This is a genomic window from Streptococcus oralis (assembly GCF_001075875.1).
GTDB lineage: Bacteria > Bacillota > Bacilli > Lactobacillales > Streptococcaceae > Streptococcus > Streptococcus oralis_I.
The window spans coordinates 1-13,034 of the sequence record NZ_JUOS01000145.1 but is presented as its reverse complement, the minus strand read 5'-3'; the positions used below and the strand labels follow the sequence as shown (position 1 = coordinate 13,034).

Annotated in this window: 10 protein-coding genes and 1 pseudogene; all 11 read right to left on the bottom strand. The window is 34.2% G+C overall.

Annotated elements, in window-relative coordinates:
• Window positions 1-255: 255 nt before the first annotated feature.
• Window positions 256-1,146, bottom strand: coding sequence for a glycosyltransferase family 2 protein (locus ADM33_RS08210; RefSeq protein ID WP_049504411.1), 891 nt, complete (start codon window positions 1,144-1,146; stop codon window positions 256-258).
• A 65-nt stretch (window positions 1,147-1,211) separates the two neighbouring features.
• Window positions 1,212-2,096 (bottom strand): glycosyltransferase family 2 protein, encoded by an 885-nt coding sequence (locus ADM33_RS08205; protein WP_049504409.1) that lies wholly within the window; start codon window positions 2,094-2,096, stop codon window positions 1,212-1,214.
• A gap of 18 nt (window positions 2,097-2,114) precedes the next feature.
• The gene (locus ADM33_RS08200; RefSeq protein WP_065429217.1) at window positions 2,115-2,996 is read right to left on the bottom strand and encodes a glycosyltransferase family 2 protein; all 882 of its coding nucleotides are present in this window, start codon (window positions 2,994-2,996) and stop codon (window positions 2,115-2,117) included.
• A 3-nt stretch (window positions 2,997-2,999) separates the two neighbouring features.
• Complete coding sequence (locus ADM33_RS08195) at window positions 3,000-3,908, bottom strand: glycosyltransferase family 2 protein (protein ID WP_049504408.1); 909 nt, start codon at window positions 3,906-3,908, stop codon at window positions 3,000-3,002.
• 14 nt (window positions 3,909-3,922) lie between these two features.
• Window positions 3,923-5,983 carry an SP_1767 family glycosyltransferase gene (locus ADM33_RS08190; protein ID WP_049504406.1) on the bottom strand — a complete coding sequence of 687 codons (2,061 nt, stop codon included), beginning with the start codon at window positions 5,981-5,983 and terminating at the stop codon, window positions 3,923-3,925.
• Window positions 5,984-6,010: 27 nt separating this feature from the next.
• On the bottom strand, window positions 6,011-6,877 hold the full coding sequence (locus ADM33_RS11770) for an SP_1767 family glycosyltransferase (RefSeq protein WP_239684827.1): 867 nt from the start codon (window positions 6,875-6,877) through the stop codon (window positions 6,011-6,013).
• Window positions 6,878-7,246: 369 nt separating this feature from the next.
• A pseudogene (locus ADM33_RS11765) lies at window positions 7,247-8,248 on the bottom strand (sugar transferase); the annotation flags it as partial.
• Window positions 8,249-8,387: 139 nt separating this feature from the next.
• A complete protein-coding gene (locus ADM33_RS08175; protein ID WP_049504404.1) occupies window positions 8,388-9,596 on the bottom strand; it encodes a glycosyltransferase in 1,209 nt (402 codons plus the stop codon).
• 9 nt (window positions 9,597-9,605) lie between these two features.
• On the bottom strand, window positions 9,606-10,484 hold the full coding sequence (locus tag ADM33_RS08170; RefSeq protein ID WP_049504403.1) for an acyltransferase: 879 nt from the start codon (window positions 10,482-10,484) through the stop codon (window positions 9,606-9,608).
• Window positions 10,481-12,565 (bottom strand): glycosyltransferase, encoded by a 2,085-nt coding sequence (locus tag ADM33_RS08165; RefSeq protein WP_049504401.1) that lies wholly within the window; start codon window positions 12,563-12,565, stop codon window positions 10,481-10,483. Before ADM33_RS08165 ends, ADM33_RS08170 begins: the two co-directional genes overlap by 4 nt.
• Before the next feature lie 144 nt (window positions 12,566-12,709).
• A partial coding sequence (locus ADM33_RS08160; protein WP_049504399.1) for an LPXTG cell wall anchor domain-containing protein occupies window positions 12,710-13,034 on the bottom strand: 325 nt, incomplete at its 5' end.

Sequence of the window (13,034 nt, the reverse complement as noted above, 5' to 3'; positions counted from 1 at the left end):
ATGTACTTATAACCCTACTATTATAACAAAAAAAGCAGAAAAAATCTGCTCTTAGCTTTTATAAGATAAGACAGAAAGCTACTTGTGATTGTATATTCATTTATGCATTATCTACCTATCTTTTCTCAATTACTATTCATATATCATCACACAAATCAAAGAGTTCTGTGTATCGTCTAAATATTTCAGTATCCTGTAATCCTGCTTCCTTAGCCTGGGCATATCTCCATCTCAAACACCCCAAAACATTATCCTTTATAGTAAAAAGGGATAGTCTTTTCGTTTTGCCAACTCTAACTTTTCACGTACTTTATCTGCGTCCTCTAAAAATTGATGTTCTTCCAACTGTCCCAACATTCTCTGTAAGACATAGTCATACATGTTAAAGGAATGTTGAATATCTATCCCTTCTAAATCCTTTGTAGCTCTTATCCGTTCTTCAAGTGCATCTATATAATCTAAATGCTTGAGAGAAAAAACGCTAGATAAGCCTAAAGGATTCATACGATAAACATAGGAAGCATTGTTAAAAACATGAATATTGGTAGCTTTCATATAGAGTTTCCAAATTAAAAATTGGTCCTCAGCATATTTTCCGTAAGGAAAACGAAGCTCATTGAACAAATCTCGTTTAAACAGTTTCCCCCAAGCAGTCGAAAAAGTTAAAAATGGAACATCCAGCATAGAATCTAAGACTTGAATCGCTTGTGCTGATGTGAAAGAATTCAAGGAATCACTCTTAAAATGATCATTGTAAAAATAGAAATCAGAACCATCAAAACGGCAATAGCCTCCAATTAAGATATCAGAATCACTAAGGTAGCTCGCTTGATATAATTTTTCTAAATAGTTTTCAAAAAGAAAATCATCTGCATCTAGAAAAGTGATATAGGCTCCCTGCGCCCTATCCAATCCATAGTTTCTCGCATCAGATAAGCCACCATTTTCCTTTTCAAAATATCGGAAACGACTGTCACGTTCTGCATACACTTGACAGATGGTCGCTGAACTATCTGTCGAGCCATCATTCACCATCAAAACCTCAAAATCCTTAAAAGTTTGCGACAGCACACTATCCAAACATGATTTCAGATAGTTCTCTGCATTGTAGATTGGTACAATGATTGATATTGTTTCTGTTTTCAATAGATGTCTCACTTTCTTACTATTTCTCTTTAGCACTCTCCATGCTTATTTAGGTAATTTTATTCCTATTTATCTAAATGTAACAACCACAATTGGTCCTCTATTTTTTTATAGGTAGCTGTATCAGACATATCCCATACCGTTCCCATATTATACTTCATCCATTGTAACAAACCGATGTGATGCTTTCTAGCTTCCGTCAAATCAATCCCTGCCAAAGCAAGGGTCAGTAAACGATCTTCTGAAACTTTTAAACTTTGACGAATAGGCTCTTCGCCTGGTACTTTAGAAGCACTGCCCCCACGGTCACGATAACAATATGGAGCTTTATGAAGATAGACGATACAATGAGAAACTAAAAACAATTTATACATTAAATCAAAATCTTCTGCCCATGAAATATTCTCTGAAAAGCAAAAACGTTCAAACACAGATTTTTTGTACAATTTTCCCCATGCACTTCCCCAAGCAATATCTGTACCAAAGGTTGAAAACATATAGTTAAAAAAAGAATCATTTGGTTGAAAAACAAGCGCTTCATTTGTTTCAGAAACATGAAATAAAAACATTGCATCTTCTTCTCGAAAAGTGTAGTAATTTGTAACCACAATATCCGCATCTTGCTCTTTCATTGCCTTGTATAAAATCTCTAAATAATTTGGTTCAACCCAATCATCCGAATCAATAAATGTAATATACTCACCCCTCGATTGCTTGATTCCAAAATTACGAGCTGAAGAAACTCCACCATTTTCTTTTTCAAAATAACGGATTCTGTCATCTTTTTCTACATACTCTTGACAAATCTGTCCTGAACCATCGGTAGAACCATCATTTATTAAAAGCAATTCAAAACAAGAAAAAGATTGTTCCATTATACTATCTAAGCATTTTCTGAGATAAGCCTCCACATTATAGATGGGAATAATAATACTGATTGTTTCTAGCATTCTACTTCCTTTGCTTCCTTAACTCTTATTAGTGGATATAAATTGTAAATTTTCTTTAATTTGACGATAGGTTTCTGTGTCAAACAGATTCCATGCTATCCTCATATTACACTCATTTAAGGAGAGCAATTCTTGGAAATGTTGCAGATAGCAAGAAACATCATATCCTTTCAAAGATAGTAAGACAATTCTTTCTAAACTCAATTTAATTGAATCCTCAATGCTACTAACTGTCACACATTTCGAAGTACTACCTTCACGTTGTCTATAACAATAACTATCCTTATGAAAATAAACAATTTTTTCTGCAAGATCATAAATTTTATAAACTAAAGCCGCATCCTCTGATGTCATTCCTTTTGGAAAACGTAACCATTCAAATAAAGATTTTTTATACAATTTCCCCCACACCGTGGATAAGAAAAAGTCACCCTCTTGAATCTCAAAATAATGTTCTAGTAAATATTTACTATCATAGTCCTTTTCCCAAGGTTCAAAAACATGTTTATAGAATGTCGCATTACTTTCTTGAAAAATAAAATAATTAGTTATGGAAATATCTGCATTATAGTGACGAAGTTTACTATATAGTTCTTCGATATAAGTTTCAGTCACCCAATCATCCGAATCAACAAAGGTAAGATATTCTCCTTGGGCTTGTTCAATTCCATAATTTCGAGCTTCAGACTGCCCTCCATTTTCTTTTTCAAAATAACGAAAACGTGCATCTTTTTCAGCGTATTCTTGACAAATTAGACCTGAGCTATCTGTCGATCCATCATTTACAAGGATAACTTCATAATTGCTAAAAGTCTGCTCTAGAATGCTATCCAAGCATTGTTTGAGATACTCTTCGACATTGTAAACCGGCACAATAATACTGATTAATTGATTTTCCATATTTCACTTTCTTTTATCTTTTAAAAACAGGTAGTCCCCATTCTCAGCATGCTCCAACTTTTCGCGCACTCTTGCTTCCTCTTGGACAAATTCGGTTCCTTCTAACATAGATAAATTTCTCCTTAGAGCAAACTTATACTGATTAAAGGCTAATTCCATCGGATAGGCTAGCTCTGGCATCTCCATCAAGGTTTCAATACGCTCCTCGATCGCATCTATAAAATCTAAATGAGATAAGTTGTAGTTCTGAGTCAGTCCTTTAAAGTTAATTCTGTATGCATAAACATCTGAATCATACCGAGTCATCTTTTCACTTGCTAGATAGAGTTTCCACATAATGAACTGGTCTTCTGCATATTTCCCCTTAGGAAAGCGAATTTCATCAAATAAATGCTTTTTGAATAGTTTCCCCCAAACTGCAGAATAGCGAAGCAGAGTATAATCCTCCATGCTATCCATGCCTTGTATAGCATCTCTAGCACTGAGCGGAGATAGTAGTTCGTTTTCTTTTGGTTTTGGATAGAAATAAAACATACCTTCTTCAAAACGACAAAACGATCCTACGACAATATCTGCTTCAGTTAGTTGACTTGCATAATATAAATTTTCAATACTCTTCTCAAACATAAAGTCATCTGGATCACAGAAAAAGATATAATCACCTGTCGCAATATCTAATCCTGCATTTCGAGCATCCGACTGTCCACCATTTTCCTTATCAAGATAGATAAAACGAGAGTCATCTTCTGTCAATTTCTTTGCAATAGTGATACTATCATCAAGACTACCATCATTGACAATAATAACCTCTATATTCGTATAGGTCTGTATCAAAATATTTTTAATACAATGTTCAATGTATTCCTCTACATTATATACAGGAATAATAATCGATATCAATGGAAAATCCATATATTTATACCTCTCTACTTAGACAAATCTGCAACAATCTGACTATTATAGTCTTCATCCTCTATAAATTCAATCCCTTGGTCGAAATTAAATTCTGCTGTATGCTTGTGTTTTAGTTGTACCTTTGTCTCTGCTCCCATTTTCATCCATTCATACTCTGAATCAATATGTCCAAGATCTAAAGCACGATAACCTAATTGAGATAATTGATAAGCTAAAACCTTTGCAGTTGGTCCCAACATTAACAAAATTAGTCGTCCCTCTGAGTGTTCTAAGATTTCTTCTTTAATTTCCTGAATTTTATCAAAAGCATTGTGGGAAGGACATATAATACGCTTAATTGATTTTGCACCATCAAATAAGTCGTTCCCAACTCCTGAACGTGAAGTTGCTCCTTCAACGATTAATAATTCTTCCCCTTCGAACAATTGTTTTATTTTTTCAAATTGACTTTGAGCGCGACTCTTATCCTTATTATAAATATAAGGCCTTGAAATAAAGGCTGACCCATATCTCTTTGAATGACAATATTTCTTGAAAAAATCTGAAAATCGATCTAGCTCTCTTTTCCAAAAACTTTCAGAATTAGCGTCTTGTGTAAAATTACCTTGGAAGACTTCAAAAACTTCTGGCATACAGATCATCATATTTTCTCTATCATCGAACATTAAAATATTTCTCATCTCTTGTGCCAAGACTTCATCGTATTTTTGGAATGGAATATCATATCCATTCATAATGTGAATTTCTCCATCTCCAAATCGAACCATGGATTGATTTGTTTGTAAAAGTTTATCTAGAGTTTCATCTATGGACATTACAGATATATTAAAGAGGTCTTCAGTTTTCCACTCTTTAGCAAATCTAGCATTTCCTACTTTGGATAATAACTGGATAGCTTCCTTCATTTTTTCAATATCTTTTTTCAAAAAAAGATATTGAGGCACTTTCCCCTTATGGGTAGCATAAAAACTAAAAATCGGTTTATTCATATCTACCATATAATGTAAGATAGATTCATCTGTATCACCATAATTTATATTTAAATATGCGTCTGATTTTCCACAAAGATATTTTAATTTTTCTGCAGTAGATTGTGGGTGTAAATAAATATTGTCTATTATAGATAATCTTCTTAAACTGTCACCAATTTCAGTATATGCAGCTATATGAAATTTATGCTCTGGGAAGGTATTTGCTAAATATTCAATTCCTTCTATTTCTTCCGAATTGGTAAGCGTTATAAACTCCAGTCCCTGTTTTTCACCTTGTATTAAAGAAAATTCATTCAGGTGATGAGCTAAAACCTGAGAAAACTCTAAATTATAGAAATCCCACCATTTTTCTCTATATCTGTAGGAAGTTAGACTATTCCACGGCTTTCTATAAGTTGTATAATGAATAATCAAAGGACTATCATCCAAATGAAAATGTTCTTGCCAATTACTGTAAAATGCAACAATATCATGGCCAACCTGAACATTAAATCGTTTATCCAATTCTAACCAATTATCCTTAAAGATCTGGTTAAGAACTCTATGGACATTCTTGGAGGTTTCTGATTCCAACTGTTCATTTTCCAAATTTGCATGTAGTTCTAAGCACTTAGTCGAAATACTTAAATCTCTCCATTTAACAGCATCAATAAGCAGAACCCCGGTATTAAAACTGCCATCTATATCCTTTACAGCAGCTACTGGAAATCCTTCTAAATCCGTAGACAAAAGCGACTTTAAAGGACCATTTACAAGGGTATCACTATCAAGATAGAGAACCTTATCCCTATCCACTAGATCTGCAATAAAATACTTGGCATAGGGCATTAGACTACTAGAAGATGACGTTTCTAATTGAGATGAGATCTTCCCCATATCAAATGGAATACTGTATACATTCCCTCCCAACATTTTTACAATGCGTCTTATTTTTCTAAACCAGTCGGGCATAATGCCTTGGTTAATGATATAAAAATCAACTGATTTATTGTGATACATGATGGATTTCATGGTCACAGCCAATTGTTCTGTATAAGCTTGATCAGCAATCAAAACGATTGCAAGTCTTTCTGATGTCATCTCTCCTCCAAAATTCCATATCCAATACTATTCTTCACTCAAGTCAGCGACAATTTGACTCAAGTATGCATCATCATTTGCTAACTCTATTTCTGTATCTAGATTAAATTCTGCGGTATGCTTGTTTCTCAGTAAGACTTTCTTTTCCGCGCCCATTTGCATCCATTCATACTCAGAATCTATATGTCCAATATCAATAGCTTGAAGCCCTTTAGAAGCGAGTTGATAAGCTAATACTTTTGCTGTTGGACCCAACATTAATAATATCAAACGATCTTCAGAGTGCTTGAGTATTTCCTCCATGATTTCAGCTTTCTTTGAGTAGGCATTTCTGGACGGGCAAATAATTCTCTTGATACTCTTAGCACCATCAAATAAATCATTTCCCACTCCTGATCTAGAAGTATAGCCTTCCACTATCAGGATATCTCTTCCCTCCCAGATTTTTTTCAACTTTTCAAACTGTGATTTTGATTTTGATTTATCTAAAAAGTCAATATAAGGTCTGGAAATAAAAGTTGAGCCATACCAAGGGTTATGACAATACTCTAAATAAAACTCTTCATAATCCTCTAAGTATTGACGCCAAAAGGCAAGTGCTTCTGGAACAAAGCTAAAACGGTTTTTTATACCTTCTTGTAAACCAATCACTAGCTGCGGATTACTTTGCTGCTTGACAATAAATTTCAATTCCTCTGCAAGCTGTGGATCATATTGTTGATAGTTGATAGACTGTCCCAGCATGATCGCTGCTTCGCCATCACCAAATCTAGCTATAGAAGATTGATGCTCCAAAATATAATCGAGTGTTTCATCTATGGTCTGCACTTCAAAATCAAATGATTTAGTGGGCAATTGTTTTGTTTCAGCATAGCTCCTAATAGCATCTACCATGACATCAACATTTTTTATAGCAAATAAATATTGACCCTTATCTCCATTCTGCGTTTTATAGAAGGCAAAGATTGGAATTTCCTTAGCTATTACACTATCTAACACGCCATCTACTGCTCCACCATAGTTAATGTCCAGATACAAGTCTGTGCTTTCAATTATTTTCTCCAACTTTTCCGAATCTGACGCAGGATAAAGATAAACATTCTCTTTTTGGGCTAACTCCATCAAACGTGGTCCCATCATAGTTCTTGCAGCAATACGAAAATCACACTCAGGAAGTTTATCAACCAAATATTGAATTTGTTCTAAATCCTGACTATTTGTAACAGTCAATAGCTGTAATCTTTGCTCTTCTGATCTTTTTTGAATACCTAACTCGAAAACAGCCTTTAATAAAAACTGCTTCGCAAAGAATCCTTGGCTGATTAAGAAAGAAAAATATTGTACCCTACGACACATCTCAATATAGGTCTCTTCAGATAAATGCTCTACTAGAGTATTTACTTCTTCCAAGCTATCTGCCACCAAACCTAATCCTTGCTCTACGATAAAGGCAGAGTTCGATAAGGTAGAAGGAATAATAACTGGAATACCTGCAGCTAAATAAGTACTTAATTTATAGGATAAATTCATACTATAATAGTCAAGATTTTGATCTTCGTTCTGATGGGTACTCCATACCAAACCAAATCCGCCTTTAGAAAGTTCTAAAAGCATTTCCTCATCTGTCTTCCAACCTGCAATATGCACCTGCTCAGATGTAGGAAATTGATCCTCATTTGAAAAAATTGTTAGCGGAACTGTCCCAGACCAAGTTTGTAGTTCTGGAAAACGACTTAAATTTCCCGCAAAATAAATTGACTTTTTAAATGCAGGGGAATACAAATCTAAATCATGGGGGTGATCCCACATTTCTTGGAAGAGGACATTATTGACTTTAAGCCCATTTTGAACCAGTCTTTTTCTCATAGCTGCTGAAGGTAGAATAATGCTATCCGCCATATTATAGAGACTGATATAATCATCTAAAAGAAAGGCATTTTGTTTAAACATCAAAGGAATGACATCATGGACAAATATAACAATCTTGACTTGCAGAGCTTTTAGCTTCGCTAAAAATTCTCTTTCAAACTCAATTCCATTCCATGTTGGTGTTTGAAAAATGACTACATCTCCCATTGAAACACTTGCTAGAATTCCGTCTAGCCTTCTACTTCTTTCTTCAACTGTTTCAGAAGTAGCTTGGTAAAAATAAATTCCTAACTCTTTAAACCCAAGTTGAGTAGCAATTTTTTGAATGGCATTTTGCGCAATGGTTGCTGTACTTTCTCTTGCCATTCCATATAGATTGGTAATATGTAGCTTCATTTCTCTCCACTTTCTATCATATCCTTTATTTTTCAATATACATTTTTGGGTAAGTATGTCCCTGAATACTATCTCAACTAATTTTCAACATTGTAGACTGGAACTATGATACTAATTAATTCATTCATAAGCAATTCAATTATTCTCCTAAAAATTGTCTAATAAACTCTACCATTTTCTCTGGCTCCGTCGAAGAAAAGATATGGCTTCTATTATTTGTATCATGGCTAGTATTTTCAAATGCAAATATTGGTTTTGATAACTGTTCAATTACTGAAAGAATATTATCTATTTCCTGATAATGATTAATATCTAAATAAAAATCTAACTTACTCAGAATTTCTTGAGATTGATAAGAAGTATAATTAGGATAAAGTGATACATTTTTAAAAACATCTAGATTAAATACTCTTGATCCAAAATAACTATGAGCAAAAATATGAAAATGGACATTCGGAAGTTTTTCTACAAGATATTCTATATGTTCCAACTCTTGCGTATCTGTAAAGATAGCTGTATGAAATAAACTAACTGTTGCAATGTCACTAAACGATGTCGGTTTTGTATCCTTTTCTGACAAAATAGTTTGCCAATCTAAACCATTGTAAAGCCACCACAATTCTCTATATCTTGTTTTCGATGAATTATTCCACGGTTTATCTCTACCTTCAAAATGAATAATAGCAGGTTTGTAGTTTTCATCCCAAGTATTTAAAAACCACTCTGGTTTTTGAGCCCAATATGCCAAAGTATCAAGTCCAACCATAAAGTTATAATAAGGAGATACTTTTTTCCACTTATGTTCAAATAATAAATTTAAGACTCCTTGATCTCCGTAAACTTCTTGATGCTTTTCTGCAGTCAACTCTAAAAGATTTTGACAAATATTATCAGTTTTCCACTTATGAACATTTACCATCATCATTCCTGCATTAAATATATTCTTATCCCATGCATCTTGAACGGCAATTACATAATTTTCTTCGAAATCTTTATGAAATAACGGATCTATATTCCCATGAACAACCATATCACAGTCTAAATATAAAGCCCTATCTTCTTTTACAAATTCTGCAATAAAATAGCGAAAATAAGTCATATACTTGATGTGTTTATCAGGAGTAGAAAAATGCTTTACTTTTTCTGCATCAATCCTTATATTTAAAATTTCACAGTTTATTTCCCCCAATCTCTTTTCCATGAGACAGAACCACTCTTTGGGAATATCTTCGTTAAAAATGTAAAATTTCAAATCTCTATTATGATAACAAATAGATTTGATAGTCGTTTCCAACTTGTCACGATAATTATTATCTGCTCCTAAAACGATTGCTTTTTTTATATCCATAGTTCCAAATCATCTTCTTTCTTTTACAATAAGATTCCCATCATTATAAACTACACTATTTGCTGGGATATCTTTACGCACTAAGCATCCTGCACCTATGACGGTATTATCACCAATAGTCACTCCTTTTAAAATAGTGACGTTACTGCCTATCCAGCAGTCTTTCCCAACTTTGATTGGCGCAGTGGTCCACTGCCACTTTTCAATTGTTTCAGCTGTATAGACATGATCATGGTCGTAAAAACGAACTCCCTCTCCCATCATAGTCCCAGAACCTATTTCAATTCTCTCCATACAATTAAAACTGCAAGAATTATTGATAAAGACGCCATCATGTAAAATCAATTTTCCCCCAGAAATATGGAAATTTTCAAAATTTCTGCAAATGACATTTGTACCTATAATAAAGCTAGCTTTATCATCAACTTGGAAAACATTCCAATTACCATCTTGAATCATTTTTTCTTGATGATTGATTCTCACTTGGTTAGAAGTCATGCTCTCACGAATTTTTTGAACCAATTCATTCGGTCTACTTGATAGAAAGATTTCTTGTCCTTGATTTCCATGAACAGTATTTTCAAATGCAAAGATAGGTTTTCCTGCTTCTACAAACTTGGCAACAATAGAATTCACTTCTTGAAAATGATTGATATCTAGTAGAAAGTCACACAAGTTGACTAAAAAATCTAATTGTAAATCGTTTGAAATCGTAATGAGACGAACATTGTGACTAGACTCAAGTGCTCGGATCTTCTCAGAAAATTGAACCGTCGCTGCGATGTAGAAACATACATTAGGTAAGTTTTCTAGAAGATATTCTAACTGTTCAATCTGATCACTAACAGTCAAAATTAGAGCATCTCCTACTATTTGATTTTTTTTCATTCACTCAGTTCTCTCAATTTCTTAATCATTTCCTGGACTTGATCAACTGGATATGTGTCCTGATCCACTTCATAAGATTTGGTATTTTCAAAAGCTAGAATAGGCTTCTCTAATCCTGCAAACTGGTCCAGTATTGTTTCTGCCTTTTCACCATGATTAATATCTAATAACACATTACTAGTCTCCACTAGTTCCCTATCTAATTCCTCTAATGACACAATTCCAGAATAGACGGTGACATTGGGATAAACCACAAGTCGAGAAAGATTTTCACTAACAACGACTCGAGCTGCAATCTTAAATTGAATATCTGGTAAGGACTGAACCAAGGTCTCAATTGCTTCAATCTGATCTGATGCGGTGTAAATCAAACAAGTAAAGGGATCTTTGATCGGATAGATATGGTGTTTTTGCAAGGCATGTAGATGATGATTTTGTCCCAGCTCTGTCCATTCAAGATTATGATAGTACCACCAAACATCACGGTAGGTTTGTCCAGCGTGTACCTGCCAAGGTTTTCTTTCTGATAGATAATGGATAATCCCAGGATATTCCTGCCCTTCTGGGAAACTATAGTCTGCAAATCGTTCATGAATAACAATGTGGTTATTATCAAAGTCCAACTCTAACCACTGATTTTCAAAAAGCATATTCAAAATACTTTGATCAGCTTGATCTACCTTGTCATGCCATTCATTCGTTAAATCAATCAATCGTTGGGTCATTTGTTCTTGTTTCCATACACGATTGTTGATAAGCAAAACACCCGCATTAAATATTTCTCGACCATAGTATACTTTTCCACCATAATCTCGAATTGCAGCCAATGGATAATCTTGCAAGTCTGTTTCAAATAAGTCATCTAAATTTTTCGTTACGACCAAATCACAATCCAAATAGAGAGCCTTGTATTCTTTTACAAAGTCAGCTACAAAGTAACGCAGAAAGACTGTATAACTGATATCTGTTTTATAACGTGAAATTTGCTCGGATGTTACTCGGCAATTGATGATTTCTGAATCAAATTTTTCCAATCGCTTATTTAATTGTTTAAACCATTCGTTAGGGAAATCACTATTGATGAGATAAAAGCGAATTGATCTGTTATGGTAACAAATGGATTTCACCGTTGTCATCACTTGATCGGCATATGAAAAATTCGCAGCCAATACTATGGCTTTTTTATCTTTTTTCTTTCTGTTAGTCAACTCTTCTAGGAGAAATTTTTTTGCTTCAAATTCTTTATAAGTATTAGTGTCTGATAGACCACTAGCTTGACCATTAGCAAGACTCACTTCCAACATTTGACGATAGACTGATAAGTGTTTTTCGAGAGGATAACCTAAATTAGCTAGTAAAGTAATCCGTTCTGACATTGCATCCACTAAAGCATGCATCCACTTTTCTGTCCAACTTTTCGTAATACTACCATCTCTATGTCGATACGCATAAAGCCCTTGATTCATATAGACTATTTTTTCAACCAACAAATACATTTTTTGGTTTAAATAACCGTCTTCACCTAGTTTGCCTTTATCAAAACGTAAATGATTAAATAATTCAGCCCGATAAAGCTTTCCCCAAGCAGAAATCAGGGCAAAACTTTTCATTTCTGACGATTCATATAAGTTTTCAAAGATAGAAACGTTGTCATAAACTTTTTCATAGTAAGAATCTCCAAATATATGAAAGTAGTATATCCCCTCAGACTCATTATAAGAGTAATAATTAGCAACCGCAATATCTGCCTGATATTCCATCAATTTCCTATACAAAAATTCTACATAGTTTAGTTCTACCCAATCATCCGAATCAACGAAAGTTACATAGTTTCCAGTCATTTTTTCTAGACCTGTATTACGTGCATCAGATAGACCTCCATTTTCTTTTTCTATATAGATGATACGATTATCTTTTTGGGCATACTCTTGACAAATATTACCCGAATTGTCTGTAGATCCATCATTGACGACAATGATTTCAAGATTCTTATATGTTTGCGCGAGCAAACTATCCAGACATTGCTGTAGATAATTTTCAACATTATAAACTGGAACAATTACCGTGATTTTTTCACCCATAAATCAATTCTCCTTCCCTATATTATATCATGTTTCACAATACATTTCATTGCAACTCCTCTCCAAGACCTAAAAAACCTGAAAGTTTTAAACTTCCAGGTTTTTTTATTTTAGTTCAGAAACCATCAGCTATTTCAATAGCTTTTAGTTTGACTCTTCATCTTCATCTTTGCGACGTTTCGCTACTAAACCTAGACCTGTTAGCCCTACCATAGCTCCTAGAAGAGCTGAGGAAACTGAGGCTGACGTTCCAGTATTAGGCAACTGTTTACGTATTTGTGTCTTACTTGTAGTAGCTTGAGAAGCTTGATGAGTTGAAGTAGAGTGAGCCATTGATGCACTTGCTGAAGCCGAAGTACTTGTTGACGCTGAGGCTGAAGCTACCGCGCTTGTTGATGCTGATGCACTTGCTACTGCGCTGGTTGACGCTGATGCACTTGCTACTGCGCTAGTCGATGCTGATGCTGAA